This is a genomic window from Nocardia mangyaensis (assembly GCF_001886715.1).
Classification (GTDB): Bacteria; Actinomycetota; Actinomycetes; order Mycobacteriales; family Mycobacteriaceae; genus Nocardia; species Nocardia mangyaensis.
In genome coordinates this window covers 5,756,541-5,778,482 of the sequence record NZ_CP018082.1, presented here as the reverse complement: position 1 = coordinate 5,778,482, position 21,942 = coordinate 5,756,541, and the positions used below count along the sequence as shown (strand labels likewise).

The 21,942-nt window shown below is 68.3% G+C and carries 24 protein-coding genes; 12 read left to right on the top strand and 12 right to left on the bottom strand.

Annotated elements, in window-relative coordinates; translation table 11 throughout:
- The first annotated feature begins 175 nt into the window (after positions 1-175).
- The 3 genes from BOX37_RS26275 to BOX37_RS26265 all read left to right on the top strand — a co-directional run bounded on the left by BOX37_RS26275 (position 176) and on the right by BOX37_RS26265 (position 2,732).
- Positions 176-955: an isoprenyl transferase gene (locus BOX37_RS26275; protein ID WP_071929973.1), complete on the top strand. Its 780-nt coding sequence runs from the start codon at positions 176-178 to the stop codon at positions 953-955.
- 28 nt (positions 956-983) lie between these two features.
- Positions 984-1,550, top strand: coding sequence for a hypothetical protein (locus BOX37_RS26270; RefSeq protein ID WP_071929972.1), 567 nt, complete (start codon positions 984-986; stop codon positions 1,548-1,550).
- Positions 1,551-1,631: 81 nt separating this feature from the next.
- Positions 1,632-2,732: a hypothetical protein gene (locus BOX37_RS26265; RefSeq protein ID WP_156910546.1), complete on the top strand. Its 1,101-nt coding sequence runs from the start codon at positions 1,632-1,634 to the stop codon at positions 2,730-2,732.
- Positions 2,733-2,805: 73 nt separating this feature from the next.
- Here BOX37_RS26265 and coaA read toward each other — a convergent pair whose 3' ends face one another.
- Positions 2,806-3,738: a type I pantothenate kinase gene (gene coaA / locus BOX37_RS26260; RefSeq protein ID WP_071929970.1), complete on the bottom strand. Its 933-nt coding sequence runs from the start codon at positions 3,736-3,738 to the stop codon at positions 2,806-2,808.
- Positions 3,739-3,945: 207 nt separating this feature from the next.
- Between coaA and BOX37_RS26255 the strand changes: the two genes are divergently transcribed.
- Both BOX37_RS26255 and glyA read left to right on the top strand, forming a co-directional pair.
- Positions 3,946-5,166: a DUF885 domain-containing protein gene (locus BOX37_RS26255; RefSeq protein WP_071929969.1), complete on the top strand. Its 1,221-nt coding sequence runs from the start codon at positions 3,946-3,948 to the stop codon at positions 5,164-5,166.
- Positions 5,167-5,369: 203 nt separating this feature from the next.
- Positions 5,370-6,665 (top strand): serine hydroxymethyltransferase, encoded by a 1,296-nt coding sequence (glyA, locus tag BOX37_RS26250; protein ID WP_071929968.1) that lies wholly within the window; start codon positions 5,370-5,372, stop codon positions 6,663-6,665.
- 53 nt (positions 6,666-6,718) lie between these two features.
- Here glyA and BOX37_RS26245 read toward each other — a convergent pair whose 3' ends face one another.
- Positions 6,719-7,093: a hypothetical protein gene (locus tag BOX37_RS26245; protein ID WP_071929967.1), complete on the bottom strand. Its 375-nt coding sequence runs from the start codon at positions 7,091-7,093 to the stop codon at positions 6,719-6,721.
- Between the two features lie 122 nt (positions 7,094-7,215).
- On the opposite strand from BOX37_RS26245, the gene BOX37_RS26240 reads away from it, so the two are divergent.
- Together BOX37_RS26240 and BOX37_RS26235 are read left to right on the top strand one after the other, a co-directional pair.
- On the top strand, positions 7,216-7,458 hold the full coding sequence (locus BOX37_RS26240; protein WP_071931895.1) for a cold-shock protein: 243 nt from the start codon (positions 7,216-7,218) through the stop codon (positions 7,456-7,458).
- Positions 7,459-7,606: 148 nt separating this feature from the next.
- Positions 7,607-8,566: an alpha/beta hydrolase gene (locus BOX37_RS26235; RefSeq protein WP_071929966.1), complete on the top strand. Its 960-nt coding sequence runs from the start codon at positions 7,607-7,609 to the stop codon at positions 8,564-8,566.
- 26 nt (positions 8,567-8,592) lie between these two features.
- Here BOX37_RS26235 and BOX37_RS26230 read toward each other — a convergent pair whose 3' ends face one another.
- A complete protein-coding gene (locus tag BOX37_RS26230) occupies positions 8,593-8,817 on the bottom strand; it encodes a hypothetical protein (protein WP_071929965.1) in 225 nt (74 codons plus the stop codon).
- 55 nt (positions 8,818-8,872) lie between these two features.
- Entirely contained in the window at positions 8,873-9,868 is a 996-nt protein-coding gene (locus BOX37_RS26225; RefSeq protein ID WP_071929964.1) for an LLM class F420-dependent oxidoreductase, read from the bottom strand.
- A 152-nt stretch (positions 9,869-10,020) separates the two neighbouring features.
- On the opposite strand from BOX37_RS26225, the gene BOX37_RS26220 reads away from it, so the two are divergent.
- Complete coding sequence (locus BOX37_RS26220; RefSeq protein WP_071929963.1) at positions 10,021-10,440, top strand: limonene-1,2-epoxide hydrolase family protein; 420 nt, start codon at positions 10,021-10,023, stop codon at positions 10,438-10,440.
- Position 10,441: 1 nt separating this feature from the next.
- On the opposite strand, the gene BOX37_RS26215 is transcribed toward BOX37_RS26220, so the two are convergent.
- Positions 10,442-10,714: a hypothetical protein gene (locus tag BOX37_RS26215; RefSeq protein ID WP_071929962.1), complete on the bottom strand. Its 273-nt coding sequence runs from the start codon at positions 10,712-10,714 to the stop codon at positions 10,442-10,444.
- 298 nt (positions 10,715-11,012) lie between these two features.
- Here BOX37_RS26215 and BOX37_RS26210 point away from each other — a divergent pair, with 298 nt between their 5' ends.
- The 3 genes from BOX37_RS26210 (at position 11,013) to BOX37_RS26200 (ending at position 14,118) form a co-directional block, all read left to right on the top strand.
- Positions 11,013-12,398 (top strand): PhoH family protein, encoded by a 1,386-nt coding sequence (locus BOX37_RS26210; protein ID WP_071929961.1) that lies wholly within the window; start codon positions 11,013-11,015, stop codon positions 12,396-12,398.
- 181 nt (positions 12,399-12,579) lie between these two features.
- Complete coding sequence (locus tag BOX37_RS26205; RefSeq protein WP_071931894.1) at positions 12,580-13,185, top strand: LGFP repeat-containing protein; 606 nt, start codon at positions 12,580-12,582, stop codon at positions 13,183-13,185.
- Positions 13,186-13,263: 78 nt separating this feature from the next.
- Positions 13,264-14,118 (top strand): acyl-ACP desaturase, encoded by an 855-nt coding sequence (locus BOX37_RS26200; protein ID WP_071929960.1) that lies wholly within the window; start codon positions 13,264-13,266, stop codon positions 14,116-14,118.
- A 36-nt stretch (positions 14,119-14,154) separates the two neighbouring features.
- Here BOX37_RS26200 and BOX37_RS26195 read toward each other — a convergent pair whose 3' ends face one another.
- Positions 14,155-15,561: a class II fumarate hydratase gene (locus BOX37_RS26195; protein ID WP_071929959.1), complete on the bottom strand. Its 1,407-nt coding sequence runs from the start codon at positions 15,559-15,561 to the stop codon at positions 14,155-14,157.
- Between the two features lie 250 nt (positions 15,562-15,811).
- Complete coding sequence (gene glpX, locus BOX37_RS26190) at positions 15,812-16,855, bottom strand: class II fructose-bisphosphatase (protein ID WP_071929958.1); 1,044 nt, start codon at positions 16,853-16,855, stop codon at positions 15,812-15,814.
- 128 nt (positions 16,856-16,983) lie between these two features.
- Here glpX and BOX37_RS26185 point away from each other — a divergent pair, with 128 nt between their 5' ends.
- Positions 16,984-17,553 (top strand): DUF4245 domain-containing protein, encoded by a 570-nt coding sequence (locus BOX37_RS26185; RefSeq protein WP_071929957.1) that lies wholly within the window; start codon positions 16,984-16,986, stop codon positions 17,551-17,553.
- A gap of 41 nt (positions 17,554-17,594) precedes the next feature.
- On the opposite strand, the gene BOX37_RS26180 is transcribed toward BOX37_RS26185, so the two are convergent.
- From BOX37_RS26180 to BOX37_RS26160, 5 genes are read right to left on the bottom strand one after another with little or no spacing between them, the layout of a single operon-like run.
- The gene (locus tag BOX37_RS26180) at positions 17,595-18,614 is read right to left on the bottom strand and encodes a LacI family DNA-binding transcriptional regulator (protein WP_071929956.1); all 1,020 of its coding nucleotides are present in this window, start codon (positions 18,612-18,614) and stop codon (positions 17,595-17,597) included.
- Positions 18,614-19,393 (bottom strand): ABC transporter permease, encoded by a 780-nt coding sequence (locus BOX37_RS26175; protein WP_071929955.1) that lies wholly within the window; start codon positions 19,391-19,393, stop codon positions 18,614-18,616. The genes BOX37_RS26180 and BOX37_RS26175 overlap by 1 nt, the downstream gene beginning before the upstream one ends.
- Positions 19,390-20,148, bottom strand: coding sequence for an ABC transporter permease (locus BOX37_RS26170; protein ID WP_240505051.1), 759 nt, complete (start codon positions 20,146-20,148; stop codon positions 19,390-19,392). Before BOX37_RS26170 ends, BOX37_RS26175 begins: the two co-directional genes overlap by 4 nt.
- The gene (locus BOX37_RS26165) at positions 20,145-20,912 is read right to left on the bottom strand and encodes an ABC transporter ATP-binding protein (RefSeq protein WP_071929954.1); all 768 of its coding nucleotides are present in this window, start codon (positions 20,910-20,912) and stop codon (positions 20,145-20,147) included. Before BOX37_RS26165 ends, BOX37_RS26170 begins: the two co-directional genes overlap by 4 nt.
- The gene (locus BOX37_RS26160; protein ID WP_071929953.1) at positions 20,909-21,934 is read right to left on the bottom strand and encodes an ABC transporter substrate-binding protein; all 1,026 of its coding nucleotides are present in this window, start codon (positions 21,932-21,934) and stop codon (positions 20,909-20,911) included. Before BOX37_RS26160 ends, BOX37_RS26165 begins: the two co-directional genes overlap by 4 nt.
- Positions 21,935-21,942 lie beyond the last annotated feature (8 nt).

The window sequence follows — 21,942 nt, the reverse complement described above, 5'->3', positions numbered from 1 at the left end:
ACAAACGTGCCCCCAAACACACAAAAGCAGACCCCCTGATCTCGCAAGAACATGGGTAACTCCCCAACCATCCCAAAACCCAACCCCGCACCCACCCGCAGGCCCGGCACGAATCTCACCCCCCACCCACGACCGGCAAAATTCGCGGAGAGGCGGGGGAGCGTAGGGTGCGGGCGTGGAGTTTCTTGGTCGGGTGCGTGGTCTGCCGTACCGCATCTACGAAGCCAGGCTGTCCAAGCACCTGGCAGACAAGCAGCACCCCCGTCATGTCGCGGTGATGTGCGACGGCAATCGCCGGTGGGCGCGCGAGAACGGTTTCACCGATGTCAGCCACGGTCATCGGGTGGGTGCGCTGAAGATCGCCGAACTGGTCGGCTGGTGTGCCGACGAGGGCATCGAGATGGTGACCGTCTATCTGTTGTCGACGGAGAATCTGCGCCGTGACCCGGACGAGCTGGAGACCCTGTTCGAGGTCATCACCGACGTGGTCGAGGAGTTGTCGGCGCCGGAGCAGAACTGGAGCGTGCGGATCGTCGGTTCGCTGGCCGGGTTCCCCGAGCTGATCGCCAAGCGGCTGCGCACGGCGGCCGAGCGGACCAGTGGCCGCGACGGTGTGCACGTCAATGTGGCTGTCGGTTACGGCGGTCGACAGGAGATCACCGATGCGGTGCGCTCGCTGATGCGCCAGGAGATCGCCTCGGGCGAGTCGGGTGAGGATCTGGTGCAGTCGATCACGGTCGACGCGATCGGTCAGCATCTCTACACCTCCGGCCAGCCGGACCCGGATCTGGTCATCAGAACCTCTGGTGAGCAGCGTCTTTCGGGTTTCCTGTTGTGGCAGAGCGCCTATTCGGAGATCTGGTTCACCGAGGCGTACTGGCCGGAGTTCCGGCGGGTCGACTTCCTGCGCGCCCTCCGCGATTACGCCGCGCGGCACCGTCGTTTCGGCATTTGAGTCGGGCTCCTCGCGTACTCTGCGGCCAGTGGAACCCGATCAGTCTTCCTACATAAGTTATGCGGAATTCGGCAGGCGCTTCCTGGAATACGCCGTTTCCGAGCAGCGGATCGCCGACGCGTTCGGCGAACTCGCCGGGGCGGCTTTCGATTTCGGGCCGATCGGGGTCGGTCCCGGCCGGTTGGCGAAGGTGACCGCGCAGGTCGAGCTGGCCCGGCCGCACATCCTGCGCTACATCGACGCCCATATCAGCTTCGAGCTCACCATCCCGCTGCACGTGGATCTGGTCGTCGATCTGGCGGTGGACCGGTCGCGTTTCCGCGTCGACGGCACCGTGCACCTGCACCTGACCGCGCGCACCGCCGACCCGTTGCGGGTGGTCATCGACATCGCCGAGCCGCGGCCCAGCGATGTGCGGGTCAATGTCGCCAGCGCCACCAAGCGCGGTGAGCTGTTGCGGGTGCTGGCCAGCGTCGATCACGAGATCCGCCGGTTCGTCGCCCGCTATGTGGCCGCCGAGATCCGCAAGCCCGAGATCGCGGCGGTCCGCAACATCGACGTGGCGAGCAGGCTCGACGCGGCCTGGAAGTTGTAGGCAAGTCCGCGCCGATCCGGGGCGCGTGCGGGCTAGGCTGCTGCCCGAGACCTGGCCCGACGACACGTGCAGGGGTGAGCGGTGGCAGTTGCGAGGATGGTGAGCTCGGGGTGGGGCGCGGCGATCGGCGTGCTGGGGTGCGTGATCGCGCTGACCGCGGGCTGCGGGACCGAGCAGCCACCGGCGCCGCGACTCACCCCGGAGCAGGAGCGGGCGAACGCGGGTCCGGTGTTCGCCTACCGCACCGTGTCCGAGCTGGCGGTGGTGCGCGGCGCCGAGACCATCCGCGCACCGGGCAGTTTCGGCTATTCCTCGGCCGCGGTGAGCTTCACCGAGGACGGTCGGTACGCGTTCTCGATGGAGACGAGTTCGAAGTCCCTGGTGGCGTTGAGTGTGCGCGACGGTGCGGTCTCGCGGATCGAATGCGACTGTACCGACGCGGTGGCCCTGCGCGATTCGGTGGTCGGCTGGTGGCGTGAACCCGGCCAGATCATGAGCATGGATCTGGCCGGCACCGAGCCTCCCGCTCCCGAACGTGACGTCGTGCTGCCGGATTCGCCGAATTCGCTGTCGGGCGGGAGCTGGGACGGCGCGCGGCTGGTCGCGGCCAGCGAGGAGTTCCTGCTGGTGGCCAGGGTGGAGTCGCGCGGACTGTGGTGGGAGAAGAGCCACCTGTACGCGATCGGCGCCGAGACGATCCTGCCGCTGGGCCGGGTGCCCGGCATCGACGGCCAGCTCGCGGCCGCCGCGGGCCCCGACGCGCGCAGCTTCGTCCTGACCGGCGTCACCGCGCGCAGCGCGTCCTGCGGGATCGGGCACGTGGCGACGATCGATGTCACCACCAATGTCGTGCAGGAGCTGCCCATCCTGCCGGGCGAGTGCTCGGCGGCCTACAGCCCGCGCTGGAGCGCGGACACGATCACCGTCGCCACCCGCAAGTGGGCCGATGTGCCCGGTGCGCCCTCAGCGGTCGACCGCTTGCGATCGGCCGCGCAGGGCTGGGCCCCGGTGGGGGAGCACCCGGTGGTCGACATGCTGCCGCGCGCGCAGGAATCCGTCGTCGAGGTGGTCGCCGGTGATCCGACCGACGCGCGCGAGACCCCGCGCGGGGTGCTGATCGTCGAACGGGATGGTGCACGAACGGAATTGGCCACTCAGGTCGTCTCGCTGGGCGCACCCTGACCGGAACGGGCCGATCGTGCGCCCGAACTCGTTGCGGGGCAGGGTGATCAGTGTGCGCACCCTGTCCCGCTGATCAGAGTTTGCGCAGGCGCAGCCGGTTGATGGTGTGGTCGGAGTCCTTGCGCAGCACCAGCGTCGCGCGCGGGCGGGTCGGCAGGATGTTCTCCACCAGATTCGGCCGGTTGGTGGAGTTCCAGATGTCGCGCGCGGCCGCGGTGGCCTGCTGGTCGTCGAAGGACGAGTAGTGGTGGAAGTGCGCGTCGGGGTCGGCGAAGCCGGTCTTGCGCAGGGCGAGAAAGCGCTGCACGTACCAGTTCTCGATGTCCTCGATCCTGGCGTCGACATAGATGGAGAAGTCGAACAGGTCCGAGACCATCAGGCGCGGGCCGGTCTGCAAGACATTGAGGCCCTCGACGATGAGGATGTCGGGTTGGCGCACACAGTGTTTCTCGTCGGGCACGATGTCGTAGGAGATGTGCGAATACACCGGCGCGCACACCTCTTCGGCGCCCGACTTCACCTCGGTGACGAACCGCAGCAGCTTGCGCCGGTCGTAGCTCTCCGGGAAGCCTTTGCGGTGCATGATGCCGCGGCGGGTGAGTTCGGCGGTGGGATAGAGGAATCCGTCGGTGGTCACCAGGTCGACGCGCGGATGGTGATCCCAGCGCGACAGCAGTGCCTGCAGCACGCGCGCGGTGGTCGACTTGCCGACCGCCACACTGCCGGCGACGCCGATCACGAACGGCACCTGCTTGTCCGGATGCTTCTCGCCGAGGAAGGTCGCGGTGGCCGCGAACAGCCGCTGGCGCGCGGCGACCTGCAGGTGGATCAGTCGAGCGAGCGGCAGGTAGACCTCGGCGACTTCCTCGAGATCGATCTGTTCCCCGAGGCCACGTAACCCGGTCAGTTCCTCCTCGGTCAGGACCAGGGGAGTCGACTTGCGCAGGGTCCGCCACTGCTTCCGATCGAACTCCACATACGGACTCGGCTCGCTCATCCGTGCCACTTACCCGACGCTCCGTCCGGGCAAACACGCACAGCTGGGCTGCCCGTCGGGTGAGATCCGGGATGACCGGGATAACGCTGACCGCATAGCGAGATTGTGCTCCGTCTCGGTCGCCTGCGCGCAACGGGGGGTTTGGCTACCGGTCGGTAACGGGCAACAATCCCGAGGTAGAGCGCACTTTTGTGATCAACGCCGTAAAGTCGTCGTATGGGGTCACATCCACTTGTCACTGAATATCTGCGGCTCGGACTGGCTTTCGATCGGCTCGAGGAGGGCTTCGTCGACGCCTACACCGGCGATCCGCAGCTGCGCCGCGATGCCGAGAACGCGCCGGTTCCCGAGCCTGCCGCGCTGGCCCGGCGGGCCGCCGAGCTGCGGGTCGAACTGACCGAGGCCGGTTTGTCGGTGCGGCGCACCGAGTTCCTCGACGCCCACTTGGTGGCGATGGAGTGCTCGGCGCGCAAGTTCGCGGGTGCGGAGATCGGTTTCGTCGACGAGGTCCGCGCGTATTTCGACGTCGACATCGCCCCCGGCGACCCCGAGGAATACCGCGAGGCGCACCGGCTGATGGACGAGGTACTCGGCGGCGACGGGCCGCTCGCCGAGCGCGCCGCCGCCTACCGCCGCGGGGATGAGATCCCGCCGGAAAAGCTCGCCACCTGCGTCGAAGCGTTCTCCAGCGCGCTGCGCGAACGGGTGCGCGACCGCTATCCGCTGCCCGACACCGAGCACGTCACCTACGAGGTCGTCGGCGACAAACCGTGGTCGGGATTCAACTACTACCTCGGCGGCTTCCACTCCAAGGTCGCGATCAACGCCGACCTCAAACAGCACATGGCGCACCTGCCGGCGCTGATCGCGCACGAGTCCTATCCGGGCCATCACACCGAGCACTGCCGCAAGGAGGCCGGGCTGGTCGCGGCGGGTGAGGACGAGCAGACGCTGTTCCTGGTCAACACCCCGCAATGCCTGATGGCCGAGGGTTTGGCCGATCTGGCGCTGCGGTCGATCGTCGGACCCGGCTGGGGTGTGTGGGCCCAGGAGATCTACGCCGATCTGGGACTTCGCTTCGACGGCGAGCGGGCCGAACGGTTCGCGACCGCCTCGGCGAAGCTGCTCAGCGTGCGCCAGGACGCGGCCCTGCTGCTGCACGATCAGCATCGCGACGCCGACGAGGTGGCGCTGTTTCTGCAGCGGTGGAGTCTGGCGACGCCCGAGCGGGCACGGCAATCGCTGCGCTTCCTGTCCTCGCCGCTGTGGCGGGCCTACATCAGCACCTATGTGGAGGGTTACCGGCTGCTCGGCGGCTGGCTCGACGGCGCGGTCGACGCCGCCGATCGCGCCGAACGGTTCGGTCGGCTGCTGGACGAGCCGCTCACCCCGGGCGCGATCCGCCGCATGGGTGAGGCGAACGCGCTCACAGGATGACCGCGTAGTTCCCGCCGTTGAGCAGCTGACAGACCAGGTGCGAGAGCTGCGGCAGCAGTGTGTCGATCGGGTGGGGCGGGGCGATGGCAGACGAACTCGCCTGCGCCGCGGCCTTGTGAGCTGCGTCTCCCGGGTGGCGGGCTGGTCGGTGTTGCGCTATCCCCGTGCTCGGGTGTCCGCGCGCGGCCCATAGACTGAGGTCCGTGACGCAGACGACCGCTTCGGTGAATACCCAGTCTCTCGGTGAGCTCGATCCCGAGTTGGCCGCCGCGATGGCAGGCGAACTCGCCCGCGAACGCGACACCCTCGAAATGATCGCCTCGGAGAACTTCGTGCCCCGTGCGGTCCTGCAAGCCCAAGGCTCGGTGCTGACCAACAAGTACGCCGAGGGTTACCCCGGGCGCCGCTACTACGGCGGTTGTGAAGCCGTCGACGTCGTGGAGACCCTGGCCCGCGACCGCGCCAAGGAGCTCTTCGGCGCCGAGTTCGCCAACGTCCAGCCCCACTCCGGCGCGCAAGCCAACGCCGCCGTGCTCATGGCGTTGATGAACCCCGGCGAAACCCTGCTCGGTCTCGACCTCGCCCACGGCGGGCATCTGACCCACGGCATGCGCCTGAACTTCTCCGGCAAGCTCTACGACGTGCACTCCTACGGGGTGTCGAAGGAAGACCATCGCATCGACATGGACGAAGTCCGTGACATCGCGATCAAGGCCAAGCCCAAGGTCATCGTCGCAGGCTGGTCGGCCTACCCCCGCCACCAGGACTTCGCCCGGTTCCGCGAGATCGCCGACGAGGTCGGCGCCTACCTGTGGGTCGACATGGCCCACTTCGCCGGCCTGGTCGCCGCCGGACTGCACCCGTCCCCGGTTCCCTACGCCGATGTCGTGTCCTCGACCGTCCACAAGACCCTCGGCGGACCGCGTTCGGGTCTGATCCTGGCCAAGCAGGAATTCGCCAAGAAGCTCAACAGCGCGGTGTTCCCCGGTCAGCAGGGCGGCCCGCTCATGCACGTGATCGCCGCCAAGGCCGCCGCGTTCAAGATCGCCGCGACCGAGGAATTCGCCGACCGCCAGCAACGCACCCTCTCCGGCGCCCGGATTCTGGCCGAACGCCTGACCGGTGCCGATGTCAAGGACAAGGGCGTGTCGGTGTTGACCGGTGGCACCGATGTCCACCTGGTCCTGGTCGACCTGCGCAATTCCGAACTCGATGGTCAGCAGGCCGAGGACGTGCTGCACGAGGTCGGGATCACGGTCAACCGCAACGCGGTCCCGTTCGACCCCCGGCCCCCGATGGTCACCTCCGGCCTGCGGATCGGCACCGCCGCCCTGGCCACTCGCGGTTTCGGGGACAGCGAGTTCACCGAGGTCGCCGACATCATTGCCGCCGCCCTCGCCGGTACTTCCGATACCGAAACCCTGCGGGGCCGGGTCTCGAAGCTGGCTCAGAGCGTCCCGCTGTACCAGGGCCTCGAGGACTGGCGCCTGCTCGGCTGAGCCGAAACCGTTCGCCGACAGCCCCGCCGATCCTCGAATCGGCGGGGCTGTCGTCATCCGTTGGGGAGTTCGGTGGACCCGCCCACCGCCTGTCGCAGCACGGCGACGATCTCGTCCACCTTGTTGACGACGAACAGTTCGGTGCTGCCGTCACGCAGGTCGATCCGCAGTCGAGTGCGCAGGCCACCGCTGAACATCCCGCCGGTGGGAGCCTGGGTGCTGATGGTGGTGATCGCCGAGAGCTGAGCTTGCCATGCTCGGCCCCCGGTGAGTGCGTCGATGTGCGTCGGCTCGAAGATCAGGCGTTCACCGGTCAGATACAGCCGTCCTCCGACCGCGCGGTTGGCGGATTGCGTCCGATTGGCGAGGTGCTGCCACGTAACTGATTCCGGCGCAGTCAATTTCGGCGCCCGTGTCCACAATCCCATGAGCGAAGGGTGCCGTCGTCGGCCCGCTGATTCACTCCATCGGGACGCAGGGGATGACCGCGACACCGATCCGAGCGACCAAGCGTGACGAAGTCCTTCGCATTCGAGTGAAGGGTGAACGCATGGCGACGCAGTCGGGCACGGTGAAGTGGTTCAACGCTGAGCGGGGGTTCGGGTTCGTTGTGCCCGACGATGATGGCGCGGACCTGCTGGTCGAGCGCGTCGATCTGCTCGAGCAACGCGACGATCGGCTGCTCAGGCAAGGTCGGCGGGTGGATTTCGAGGTCGTGGTCGGAGCGAAGGGGCCGCAGGCTCGCCGGGTGCGCCGCCCGGTCGATTCCCTCGATGGCGAATGTTTCGGCTGATCGGACCAAACCGGACGCGGGGGCTGGCCGAAGTCCTCGGCGTACCTGGTCGGCATCTGCCGACGACGACCACCCGAGGGGCACTCACTTGCGAACACCTAGGACAACACTGCGCTGGGCGGCGGTCGGCCTGCTCGCCGCCGCGACCATGACCGGAATGGCAGGCACCGGCACCGCGCAACCGGGATCGGCGGGCATCGCGTCGGTGACCGAGGAGAACGACCGGCAGCAAACGGTCATGGTGTATTCGCCCGCCATGGACCGCGAGATCCCGATCCAGGTCATCCGCGCCGCCGACACCACCACCCCACGCCCGACGATGTATCTGCTCAACGGTTCCGGCGGCGGACCGAACGAGAGCGGCTGGGACGTGCAGACCGACGCGGTGAGCTTCCTGCGCGACAAGGACGTCAACGTGGTGACGCCCTATGGCGGCAGCAACTCCTACTACACCGACTGGGTGCGCGACGACGCCGTTCTCGGCCGGAACAAGTGGCAGACCTTCCTCAACACGGAACTGCCACCGGTCATCGAGGGATTCCTCGGGGCCAACGACGATCGCGCCCTGGTCGGCGTCTCGATGAGTGGCACCTCGGTCCTGAACCTGGCCATCGCCCGGCCCGGATTCTGGAAGAGCGTGGCCTCCTACAGCGGCTGCGCGCAGACCTCCGACCCGATCGGCCAGGAGTTCGTCCGGATCACCGTGGAGAACTGGGGTGGCGGACAGAGCGTCGAGAACATGTGGGGCCCGCGCAACGGTCCGCTGTGGCGCGCCAACGACCCGCTGGTCAACGCGGAGGGCCTGCGCGGCACCGCCGTGTATCTCAGTGCGGGAACCGGCATTCCGGCCGCACCGCACGACACGCCCACCGATCGCCGGGTGCAGGAAGGCCGGATTCCCCTGCCCGTGCAGATCCTGTTCGGCGGCCCGATCGAGGCCGCGATCCATTCGTGCACAGTGAATCTGGCGAACCGCCTCCGCGAACTCGACATCCCGGTCACCTTCGACGACCGCCCTGTCGGCACGCATTCCTGGGGCTACTGGGAGGACGACCTGCGCACCTCGTGGCCGTTCCTCTCACAGACGATCGGCAGCCGGACCGGATAGGCCCTGGTCCCGATCTCCGTCTGCCGCTACTCGCCGCTGCCCGAGCCGAGCAGTGCGGGCAGAGTGATCAGCAGGAACTCCGCCATCGGGGAAGAGCAGCCGAAGGCGGTGCAGCCCTCGTCGGCGGACCCCAGCATCGGTCCGTCGACCGGGGCGGGCACGACGGGCGCTGCCGAAGCGGGTCCCGCCGTGACGAACTGGGCCGGTGCGAGCACGGCGGCGAAGGCCGCTGCGGCGATGGTGCGTTTCATGGGCGCGAACCTAACACCGTCCGGAACCCGGCGTGAGCCCCCGATCATCGGGGCCCTAGGACTGGGGCGTCGAGACCAGCGGGCGCAGGGCCTGGCCCACCGCGCTGACGACGCCGGGCTCGTGGCCGTTGGCGACCATGTTGACGATGACGCCGTCGATGCCGAGATCGAGGACGCGGGCCTGGATCTGTTCGGCGACTTCGTCCGGGGTGCCGGCGAATTGGCGGTCGGCGATGGTCTCCCGGCGCTCGGCCTCGGTGAGGGTCGACAGGTCGACACCGAGGCGGGCCATGATGTCTACCTGCTGTTTGCGGGCGCGGTCGCCGTCGGAATCGACGATGGCGAGGGCGAGGAAGCTGGTCTCCAGGGTGGCGGGATCGCGGCCCGCCTCGTCGCACCGCTGGTGCAGGGCGTCGAGTTTGCGGGGGAGTTCGGAGGCATTGCAGATGATGTTGAGGTGATCGGCGAAGCGCGCGGCCAGGCCGAAGGTCTTCTTCTCGCCACCACCGCCGAGCAGGATCGGCAGGTCGTCGCGGATACGCGGTTCGTTCCTCGCGTTCTCCGCGCGGTACCACTTGCCGTCGAAGCTCGGGTGCTGGCCGCGCAGCATCGGCTCGATGATCTGCAGCGCCTCGTCGAGGCGCTCGAAGCGCTCGGTGAATGTCCCGAACTCGAACCCGTACTGCTGATGCTCGAGCTCGAACCACCCGGCCCCGATGCCCAGCACCGCGCGCCCATCACTGACCACATCCAGTGTGGTGACGGTTTTGGCCAGCAGCGCCGGATTCCGGTAGGTGTTGCCGGTCACCAAGGCCGACAACTGAATTCGCTCGGTCGCCGTGGCCAGCCCGGACAGCGCCGAGTACGCCTCCAGCATCGGCTCCTCCGGCGCCCCGATCAGTGGCAGCTGGTAGAAGTGATCCATCACGAACGCGGCATCGAACCCCGCCGCCTCCGCCTCCCTGGCCTGCGCGATCACCGCGGGGAACAGCTCGCGCACCGAGGACGTATTGCTGAAATTGGGCATCTGGTAACCGAGGCGAATGCTCATGTCATCGACCATATGACTTGGAGTGCACTTCAAGTCAAGGACTGCTCAGGTCCGGCCGCAGATCGAGAGAGCCGCTCTGGACATGTGATCGCCCGCCGGGCGGGTCGGTAGCGACCCTGGTCTCCGGCGCGCGGAGGTTCTACGCTCGCAGCATGACCGACAAGCCGGAACTGCCGGAGACCGCTGTCACCGTCGTGCGCGAGTTCTTTGCCGCGCTCGAACTGAGCGCCGTCGACGAGGCACTGGAGTTGCTCGACCCGGCGATTGTCTGGAAGAACACCTCACTGCCGACCGTGCGCGGCAAGGACCGGGTGGCCACTGTGCTGCGCAGTCTCGGCAGGCCGTCGCTGGGCTTCTCCGCCGAGATCCATCACATCGCCGCCGACGGCGACATCGTGCTCACCGATCGCACCGACTACCTGCACGTGGGCCCGGTGCGCATCGGCTTCTGGGTGAGCGGCACCTTCGCGCTGCGTGAGGGCCGGATCGTGCTGTGGGACGACCACTTCAGCAAGGGAAACGTGCTGCGCGGCACCGTGGTCGGCGTCGCGCGGGCGATCGCGCGGCGCTGACTCAGCCCTGCTTGCGCAGGTAATCCAGGTACCTCGGGCGCAGAACTTCAGCGAGTTTGCCGTCACCGGCGTGGAAATAGTCGTCGATCATCGGCAGCACGTACTTGATGTCGGCCGCGCTCTCGCCGAGTTCGCCCGCCTCGGCCTGCGCGGCCGGAATCGACTTCAGCAACTCCCAGAGGAACTTCACGTCCCCGTGCCGGACCGCGCTGCGCACCGCCCGGTCGTGGAGTTCCTTCGACGACAGCTGCTCCAGATCCTGGTCATCGGCCATGCCTTCGACTGTAGTCGCCGACGCGCGGTGCCGGGCCGTTCGCGCCGGTTAACGACAAATTCACGGACACGTGGGTCGGTCCGCCAGCGCCGCCACCGGTTCGGCGGTAGCGTCAAAGATGCGGGCCGCGTCGGTGTGGCTCGTACGGGAGGTCCTGACCGTGACTGAGCTACTCAGTGCGAGAGGGCCGGCACCCGGTCCTCGTGGTGGTTGACCAGCGCGTCACCCACCTACCAGGACGGACCGGTCCAGCGAGATCGTTCGTGCGGGTGCCGTGCGAACACATAAGGAGCCCACCGTGACTGCTGCACGCTCCGTTTCCGCTTCCGCGAAGCACACGGCCTCTAACTCCAAGCAAGCCTCGAAGAAGGGGGCCAGCCCCTCGCGTACCGGTCGAAAGACTTTCGTCGTCGACACCTCCGTTCTCCTCTCCGATCCCTGGGCCGTGACTCGGTTCGGTGAACATCGGGTGGTCCTACCCCTGGTCGTGATCAGTGAACTGGAGGCCAAGCGACACCACCACGAACTCGGCTGGTTCGCCCGCGAAGCGCTGCGCATGCTCGATGACCTGCGTGTGCAGCACGGCAGGCTCGATCAGGCACTGCCCATCGGCACCGACGGCGGCACCATGCAGGTGGAGCTCAATCACACCGACCCCTCGGTACTGCCCGCCGGCTTCCGCTCCGACACCAACGATTCCCGCATTCTCGCCTGCGCGCTGAACTTCTCGGCCGAGGGCGAGGACGTGGTCCTGGTGTCCAAGGACATCCCGCTGCGCGTCAAGGCGAGCGCGGTCGGGCTGGCCGCGGATGAGTACCACGCACAGGACGTGGTGACCTCCGGCTGGAGCGGGATGGTCGAACTCGACGTCGCCAGTGCCCAGATCGACCAGCTCTACGCGGACTCGGTGATCGACCTGGACGATGCGCGAGAACTGCCCTGCCACACCGGAATCCGGTTGCTCGGCAGCAGCTCGAGCGCGCTGGGCCGGGTCACCGCGGACAAGCGGGTGCAGTTGGTGCGCGAACGGGAGGCCTTCGGGCTGCACGGGCGTTCGGCCGAGCAGCGGATCGCGCTGGACCTGTTGCTCGACGAGAGCATCGGCATCGTGTCGATGGGCGGGCGCGCCGGTACCGGCAAGTCCGCGCTCGCGCTGACCGCCGGACTGGAGGCGGTGCTCGAGCGACGGACCCAGCGCAAGGTGGTCGTGTTCCGGCCGCTGTACGCGGTGGGCGGGCAGGAACTGGGCTACCTGCCCGGTTCCGAGAGCGAGAAGATGGGTCCGTGGGCACAGGCCGTCTTCGACACCCTCGACGGGCTGGCCAGCCGGGAGGTGATGGAGGAGGTGCTCAGCCGTGACATGCTCGAAGTGCTGCCGCTGACCCACATCCGCGGCCGGTCACTGCACGATTCCTTCGTGATCGTCGACGAGGCGCAGTCGCTCGAGCGCAATGTGCTGCTGACCGTGTTGAGCCGCCTCGGCACCGGTTCGCGGGTGGTGCTCACCCACGATGTCGCCCAGCGCGACAATCTGCGGGTCGGCAGGCACGACGGCGTGGCCGCCGTGATCGAAAAACTGAAGGGCCACCCGCTTTTCGCGCACATCACGCTCACCCGGAGCGAACGCTCACCGATCGCGGCCCTGGTGACCGAAATGCTCGAGGAGTACGGCCCCAGCGCATAGCCCGGCAACCGGCCGCCTCACCGGCCGAAATGCGTTTGATATCGGCGAACTGTGGGTATTATCCGCGGCGACACCAATCCAGCAACGGCTCGGCGAACACTGTTCCGCCGGGCCGTTGCGGATGTCGGCCAGGCTCCATCCGGGGGCGTGCCCCCGGGGGGCCACTCGCGAGAGGATGGATATGAACCACTTCGCTCGACGTACTGCAACCGGAGGCGCCGCCGCTCTCGCCGCGGCCGGTCTGCTGCTCGCCGCAGGCTGCACCGACGACAACAACGACGCGGTCGATTCGGCCATCTCCAGCGTGGTCACCACGATGCCGGGCGGCGCGGGCTCGACGACGTCGCCCGAAGAAGGCATGGGTTCGGAGATGACCACCTCCCCTGGTGCCGAAGCCATGGCCACCACCACGGCTGCCGCGGGCGAGTCGACCACCATCTCCACGCCCAACGGCGAGATCACCATCTCGGGTGAGGTGTACAACAAGTACGTCGCCGTGGGTGGGGCGACCAGCCCGCTCGGTGCGCCGGAAGAGGCCCAGGAATCGGGCCCCAACGGCGGCGAATACCAGGACTTCGAGGGCGGCACCATCTACTGGAGCAGCGACTCGGGCGCCCACATCGTCTGGGGTGAGATCCGGGAGGCCTGGGAGGCCAACGGCGGCGCCAACGGGACCCTCGGCTACCCGGTCAGCGACGAAGAGGATGTCGCGGGCGGCAAGCAGAGCGAATTCACCGGCGGCACCATCACCTGGGTCGACGGCGAAATCACCGTGACCCCCAAATGAGTTTGTGACCTGCGCCGGCGCGGGGGCCGGTTGACCCATTGGTCCCCGCGCTCGCGGCACAGGTACTAGGTTGGCTGAGTGCAGAAAACTTTGACCGATCGAGAGCTCCTGGATTCCCTCGAGGACGCGGTGGAAACGAACCTGCGTCGGCACATCGAGGTGGCCGACGGCTGGCAGCCGCACGAGCAAGTGCCGTGGTCGGACGGCCGCAACTTCGCCTTCCTCGGCGGCACCGACTGGACCCCCGAACAGTCCGAGCTCAGCGATACCGCGCGGCTCGCGCTGACGGTGAGTGTCCTCGTCGCCGACAACCTGCCCTCCTACCATCGCGAACTCGGCAAATATCTGCGCACCGGCGCGTGGTGGCGCTGGGTCGGCCGGTGGACGGCGGAGGAGAACCGTCACGAGATCATGATCCGCAACTACCTCATGCTCACCCGCGCGGTGGACCCGGTGGCCCTGGAGCGGGCGCGCATGGCGCACATGACCGAGGGCTTCAACCGTGCCCCGATGCATCTGATCGACGTGCTGGCCACCTGCGCGTTCGAAGAGGCCGCCGCCGCGATCCGTCATCGCAACACCGCCGCGCTGGGCGAGAACCCGATCGTCACCTCGATGGCCGAGAAGCTGGCCGCCGACGACGAGCTGCAGGCCGAGTTCTTCGCCGAACTGGTCTCCGCCGCGCTCGACCTGACCCCCGATCAGGCGGTGCGCGCCATCGCCGACCGGGTCGCCGATTTCCGGGTGCCCTTTGTGGAGCTGCCCGGCGGCGGGTCCAGCGACGAGGCGCTGGCCGCCGCGGGCATCTACGACCGCGCGAACGAGGGCGAGCTGGTGTTCAAGCCGCTGCTGCGGCGCTGGAACATCTTCACCCGCACCGATCTCACCGAGGAAGGCGACAAGGCTCGCGCGGAACTCGCGCTGTATCAATAGCGGCTGGCGCCGCGTGTGCGCGGCCGGGTCGCCGGTTCAAGGCTTGCGGTCGACGTTCGCCATCGCGAGGACGTCGAGCTTGTCGTCGAGCTCTTCCTCGGTCAGCTTGCCCGGAACCAGGCCGCGGTCGAGGACGGTCTGGCGGATCGTCTTCTTCTCCCGCAGCGCCTGCTTGGCGACCGCGGCCGCCTCCTCGTAGCCGATGGCCGAATTGAGCGGGGTGACGATCGAGGGTGAGGACTCGGCGAGGGTGCGCAGATGCTCCTCGTTGGCGACCAGCCCCACGATGCACTTGTCGGCGAACAGCCGAGACACCGTGGCCAGCAGGCGAATCGACTCGAGCAGATTGCGCGCCATCACCGGGATGTAGACATTGAGCTCGAACGCACCGCTGGCACCGCCGAAGGCGATCGCGGCGTCGTTGCCGACCACCTGCACCGCCACCTGCGTGACCGCTTCGGGCAGAACCGGATTCACCTTGCCGGGCATGATCGAGCTGCCGGGCTGCAGGTCGGGCAGCTGCAGTTCGCCCAGGCCGGTCAGCGGCCCCGAACCCATCCAGCGGATGTCGTTGGCGATCTTGGTGAGGCTCACGGCGATGGTGCGCAGCGCGCCGGAGGCCTCGACCAGGCCGTCGCGGGCGGCCTGGGCCTCAAAATGGTCGCGGGCTTCGCGCAGGGCGTCGATTCCGGTGCTGCGCACCAGTTCGGCGACGACCTTCGCGCCGAATCCGGCGGGCGCGTTGAGTCCGGTGCCGACCGCGGTGCCGCCGATCGGCAGTTCACCCAGGCGGGGCAGGGTGGCCAGCACGCGCTCGACGCTCGCCGCGATCTGCCGGGTGTAGCCGCCGAATTCCTGGCCGAGTGTCACCGGCACCGCGTCCATCAGGTGGGTGCGGCCCGACTTGACCACTGTGTGCCACTGCTCGGCCTTGTCGTTCAGGGCCAGGCGCAGATGGTCCAGTGCGGGAACGAGTTCGGTGATCACCGCTTCGGTGGCGGCCAGATGGGTCGCGGTGGGGAAGGTGTCGTTGGACGACTGCGACATGTTCACGTCGTCGTTGGGGTGCACGGTGACGCCCTCGCGCGCCGCGATCGAGGCGATCACCTCGTTGGCGTTCATGTTGGAGCTGGTGCCCGAGCCGGTCTGGAACACATCGATCGGGAACTGGTCGTCGTGTTTGCCCTCGGCGATCTCGGTGGCCGCCGCGATGATGGCATCGGCCTTGCCCGGATCGAGCAGCCCCAAATCTTTGTTGACCTGGGCGCACGCCGCCTTGAGCAGCCCGAGCGCCCGGATCTGGGCGCGCTCGAGCCCCCGTCCGCTGATCGGGAAGTTCTCCACGGCTCGCTGCGTCTGCGCCCGCCACAGGGCGTCGACGGGAACGCGAACCTCTCCCATCGTGTCGTGCTCGATCCGGTACTGCGCGTCGTCGTCAGCCATACCATCGACCCTAGGACGAGAACCCGACGAATGGTGTTCCCACGTCCGCGGAAAATCCCACACCGTGTCGCGGAATACACGGCAGACGGGCAGACCACGCCCAGAATGAACGCGACCCCCACAGGCGAGTCTTGCGAGCCCGTTCGCGGCCGGCTCGCGTTCGCGGGTCGAGACGGAACGCCGAAGGCGCAGTATCGACCCGCGAGCGCGAGCCTTCGGGGCCGCGAACACCGCGCGCCAGCGCGCAAATTTACGGCAGGGGCGGGTTGGCGCCTTCGTCGCCGTCGAAGTCGACCGAGGAGTATTCGCGCAGCTTGGTGAGGCGGTGGTAGGCATCGATCATGCGGACGGTGCCCGACTTGGAGCGCATGACGATCGACTGGGTGGAGGCACCGCCGCCGAAGTAGCGCACACCGCGCAGCAGGTCGCCGTCGGTGACGCCGGTGGCGCAGAAGAAGACGTTGTCGCCGGAGACCAGGTCGGTGGTCGAGAGCACGCGGTCCAGGTCGTGGCCCGCGTCGATCGCCTGCTGGCGCTCCTCGTCGTCCTTGGGGGCGAGCTTGCCCTGCAGTTCGCCGCCGAGGCAGCGCAGCGCGGCGGCGGCGATGATGCCCTCGGGGGTGCCGCCGATGCCGACGAGGATGTCGACGCCGGACTCGGGGCGAGCCGTGGCGATGGCTCCCGCGACGTCACCGTCGGAGATCAGCCGGATGCGCGCGCCCGCGTCGCGGGTCTGCTGGATGATCTCGGTGTGGCGGGGGCGGTCGAGGATACAGACCGTCAGGTCGGAGACCGACAGCCGCTTGGCCTTGGCGACGCGGCGGATGTTCTCGCCGATCGGGGCGTTGATGTCGATCGAGCCGGCGGCGTCGGGGCCGACGGCGATCTTGTGCATGTAGAACACCGCGGACGGGTCGAACATGGCGCCGCGCTCGGCGACCGCGAGCACCGAGATGGCACCGGGGGAGCCCTTGGACATCAGCGTGGTGCCATCGACCGGGTCGACGGCGAAGTCGACCTCGGGACCGGTGCCGTCGCCGACGAGTTCGCCGTTGTACAGCATCGGCGCTTCGTCCTTCTCGCCTTCGCCGATGACGACGATGCCCTTCATCGAGACCGAGCTGACGAGCTGCCGCATGGCGTCGACCGCCGCGCCGTCACCGCCTTCTTTGTCGCCACGGCCGACCCAACGGCCACTCGCCATCGCTCCTGCCTCGGTGACACGTACCAGCTCGAGTGCGAGGTTGCGGTCGGGTGCCTCACGGCGGCTGGGGGCGGGCGATGATGCCGTCATTGCGGAGTGCCTCCTTGGCGTTGGTGTTACGGGGGCAATTGTCGCATTACGGACCGGCACGCCCGTGCAGTACCTCCTGCGACGACCCCTTGGCGTCCTGGTCAGGGGCCGAGTGGATACTGGTAGCCGTGTCCCCGCAGAAGAAGCACCGGATCTTCAACGACTACCGTGATCTGTTCTGGTCGCTGATCCCGTTGGTGCTGATCGCGGTGGTCCTGGCCGGTGCGGCCAGCCAATGCACGGTGGCGACGAACGGTCCGACCCAGGGGCAGATCCCGTTCTTCGACGCCGATGCCGCGCTGAGATCCGATGCCGAGACCCTGTCGTTCCCCATCCGCAACCCCGAACTGCCCGAGGACTGGCAGTCGAACTCGGGCAGTCGCGACACCATCACCGCTGCCGATGGCGGCCCGGTGAGCACGGTCGGCTACATCACCCCGCAGGCCACTTACATGCGGTACACGCAGAGCAGCGCCTCGGAAGAGGCCCTCTCGCGGCATGTCCTCGGCTCGCGGTACCCCACCGGCACGGTCGATGTCGGCGGTCAGCGGTGGGTCGTCTACACCGAGCCGACCGAGGAGACCGCCTGGATCGCCGACCTCGGCGAGGTGCGGATCCTGATCACCGGCGCGGGCGACGAGGCGGCCTTCACCACGCTGGCCGAGGCGATCACCACCGCCCAGCCGCTGGCAGGCTGATCGGCGGCCGTCGAGCCACCAGAATTGGCGGGTGCCTCGGCTCAACGCACGATCAGGCTGGGCCGGAACAGCTGGTTCGGCGGACGCTCGCCGGTGGTCAGGGCGTTCACCAACATGCGCACGGCTGCCGCGGCCTGTTCCTCGCGGTGCGTGTCGATCGCGGTCAGCGGCGGATCGTTGTCGCGGGCGATGCTGCCTTCCGAGGTGATCAGGCGCAGCCCGGCGCCGAGGGGGCGGTCGAGTTCGCGAGCGGCGGTGACGCAGCCCGCGGCGATCGAGTCGAGTGGGGCGTAAACGGCGTCGACCGCGGGATGTTCGGTGAGCAGTCGCACGCACGCCTGGTGGGCGAGCCGGGTACGGCCACCGCCCGCGGCGAAATCGACCGTGCCGACGATCGGGGTGCGACCCTGAGCCGCGCACCAGCGTTCGTAGGCGACCCGGGTCGCCGCCGCGTTCTGCCTGCCGCTCTCGTCGACCAGCAGCGCGAGCTGTCGTGCGCCGTCGGCGAGGAACTGGGTCATGGCCAGTTCGACGGCCGCCTCGCGGTCGAGGGCCACCGAGCTGGCCGGTGCCGGTGAGTGGCCGCCGATCGTCACCACCGCGAGCCCGCGCGCGGCCGCTGCCTCGACGATGCCCTCGGCCGGGTCGGGGTCGATGAGCAGGACGCCGTCGGCGGCCAGCTCGTGCACCTGGTTCCGATCACCGAGCGGCGGGACCAGCACCAGCGCGTAGCCGTGCCGGAAGGACTCGTTCGCCGCCGCCAGCGCGGTGCGGGTGTACCAGTCCAGGCGCGATTCCTGATCGTCGACCTGATCGGCGACCAGCGAGGTGACCAGGCCGAGCATCATGGTCCGGCCGGTGCGCAGCGCCCTGGCCTCCCGGTTGATCCGGTAGCCGAGCTCCTCGGCGGTGGCGGTGATCCTGGCGCGGGTGCTGTCCTCCATCCGGCCCTTGCCGCTGAGCGCCAGCGAGACCGCCGATGGCGAGACACCGGCGGCACGCGCGATATCGCGCATGGTCGGCCTCGGTGGCACGCGCACCTCCTGCGAATTCGTCGCCATCAGGGTACCGAGGGGTCGGCGAAGCGCAGCGCGACGACGCGTTCGACCGCGCCGACGAGCGTGTAGGCCACGATCGAGGCCGCCGCCACCACCGCGATCGACGCCCACAGCTGCGGATAGTCGTAGCGCGGAATGGCCTTGAGCATCGTCGACCCCAAACCCTCACCGGTACCCAGCCATTCGGCGATGAGTGCGCCGATCAAGGCTCCGGGTACCGAGATCCGCAGCGCCGCGAACAGTGACGGCAACGCCGCGGGCAGCGCCACCATGCGCAATGCCGTCGTCTCACTGCCGCCGTAGGCGCGGACCAGGTCCATGGTCTCTCGTGGCGCCCCGCGCAGCCCGGACATGATGGTGACGAAGGCCGGGAAGAACACCACCAGCGCGCCGGTGATCGCGACCATGGTCAGACCGCGCCCGAAGGTGGCGACCAGGATCGGTGCGAGCGTCACCAGCGGAATCGAGCGCAACAGCGTGGCCACCGGCACCGCGCTGCGCTCGAACTCGCGCGACAACAGCGCCAGCGCGGCGCCGCCGAGTGCCGCGCTCATGCCGACGGCGAATCCGATCCCCGCATCGCGCAGGGTGATGACGAGCCCGTCGAACAGTTGCGCGCGCTGCGCCGGTTTCCCGTCGACCAGGTAGCCCCACACATCCATCGGCGTCTGCCCGATTCGCGGTCCGATCTGGGGGAACGCGGCGAGGAACCCGATCCACACGGCCAGCACCAGGACCGTGGCGAGTGCGACCGAGCCGAGAAATGCCAGCACGCTCTTCATGATCGACTCCCCACGAGGGCACCCGGTCCGAACATCCGGGCGTGCACGAGCCTCCCCGACATCGAGGCGACGAGATACCCCGCGCCCGCGAGCACACCGGCCGCCAGCGCCATGCCCCAGGTCCGTGGCAGTTCGTAGGCCGATTGCGCGGCGGTGAGGGCCACGCCGATCCCGCTGTCGACCCCGCCCAGGTACTCACCGAGGATCGCGCCGAGCACCGCGGCGGGCGCGGCGATCTGCAAGGCGGCGGTGGCGGCGGGCAGTGCGCCGGGAACCTGCACCCGGATCAGCCGGTGCCAGCGATTGCCGCCGTAGGCGTCGACCAGGTCGATGCTGGTGCGATTGGCTGATTTCAGGCCGGTCAGTGTGCCGATCATCGAGGTGAAGAACACCGAGACCGCCGCGAGGAACACCGTCGGCGTGCGTCCGCCGAACACCACGAGCACGATCGGTCCGAGTGCGAGCAGCGGCACGCAGTAGCTGATCACCGCCAGTTGGGCGGCCAGTGGTTCGGTGCGCGGGAACACGGCCACGACCAGTGCGACGGTGATGGCGGCGAGATTGCCGACGGCGAAGCCTTGCAGCGCGCCCCAAGCGGTGATCGACAGATTCGGCCCGTAGAGGGCGAATCCGTCGTCGACGACCGAGGCCACCACGTCCCATGGTGTCGGCACCGCGGGGGTGCTCAGCCCGGCGATCGCCCACAGGACAAGCAGTGCGCCGGGTCCGCGCAGGCTGGTCAGCGTGCCGCTCACGCCGATCTCCGTTCGCCGAACAGCAATCCCGACAGGTGATCGTGCAGCGCATGGAATTCCGGTGTGCGCTGCATGTCGGGGGTGCGCGGGCGGGGGAGGTCGATGTCGACGAGTTCGACGACCCGTCCCGGTCGCGCCGACATCACCGCGACCGTGTCGGACAGGAACACCGCCTCGCCGATGCCATGGGTCACCATCAGCGTGGTGGCGGGTTTCTCGGTCCAGATGCGCAACAGTTCCAGGTTCAGGCGCTGACGGGTCATGTCGTCGAGTGCGCCGAAGGGTTCGTCGAGCAGCAGGACCGACGGTTTCACCACCAGCGCGCGTGCGATCGACACCCGTTGCCGCATACCGCCGGACAGCTGCGCGGGTTTCGCCGCCTCGAATCCGGTGAGTCCGACCAACTCGATCAATCCATCGATCACCGCGTGGTCGACCGGCAGCCCGGCAACCTGCAGCGGCAGCGCGATATTGGCGCGCACACTGCGCCACGGCAGCAGCGCCGAGTCCTGGAACGCGATACCGAGTTCGTGTTCGGTGCGCAGTTGCGCCGGGGTGCGGCCGTTGACCAGCGCCGAACCCGATGTGGGCGTGTCGAGCCCGGCCAGGATGCGCAGGATGGTCGACTTGCCGCAGCCCGACGGTCCGAGCAGCGACAGGAATTCGCCCTGCTCGCTGCGCAGATCGACCTCCACGAGCGCCTCGACCGTGCGCTTGCCCGCGGTGAATGTCTTGGTGAGTGTGCTGATCTCGATCCCGCTCATCGCAGCGCCGGGTTCTCGGCATAGACCTCGCTGAGCACCGAGGTGTCGAACAGCTCGGCCGCGGTGACGCCGGAGCCGGTGCGGCCCAGCGAGGTCACGGTGTCGGCGATCAGGCTCGGCGAGAGCGTGAACAGCCCGTCACGCAGGGTGTCCGGGGTCTGGATCAGCGGCAGGGTGGCGTCGAGCAGCGCGCGTTGATGGGCGGTGTCGAGCTTCTGATCGGCGCCGTACTTCGACACCGTCAGCGCCACCCCGCGATCGGGATCGGCGAGCGCGTCCTTCCACCCCTTGATCTCGGCGGTCAGAAACGCCTTGCACCGGCCGCGATCCGCGCTGAGCGTTTGCTCCGACACCACGAACACCTGTGCGCACATGCGCAGTCCGAAGTCGCCGTAGAGGAAGGAGTAGGTGGGAAAGCCCTTGGCGCGCAGCGATACCGGCTCGTTGGTGGTGAATCCTGACCAGGCGTCGACCTCGCCGTTGACCAACGGCGACGGATCGAACTGCACCGGAATGACTTTCACCGCCGATGGATCGACCCCATTGGCCACCAGCAGCGCCTCGAAGGTCGGCAGATTGTGATCGGCCACGCCGACGCGCTTGCCCACCAGGTCCTTCGGCGTTCGCAGCGGCGCCGACTCCGGCGAGGTGATGCAGGCCGGACTGGTCGCCAGGGTCGCGCCGATCACGCGCACCGGCACCCCCTGTTCGATCGCGGCCGCCACCTTCTGTGGCGTGGAGGTGCCGACCCACACCTTGCCGGTATCGATCCCGGCCTCGGTACTCGTTCCCGCCGCGCCACCGGCGAGCAGGTCCACGGTCAGTCCGGCGGCGGCGTAGTGACCGTTCTCGATGGCGAGGTACTCACCGGCGAATTGGACGTTCTTGATCCACCCCAGTTGCATGGCCACCGAATCACCGGTGGACGCCGTGCGGGAGGGGGCGGGGGAACAGGCGGCCAGGCCGGCCGCGACACCGGCACAGCCGGTCAGCCGCAGGGCGTGTCGACGGGTCAGTTGCATGATGGGGC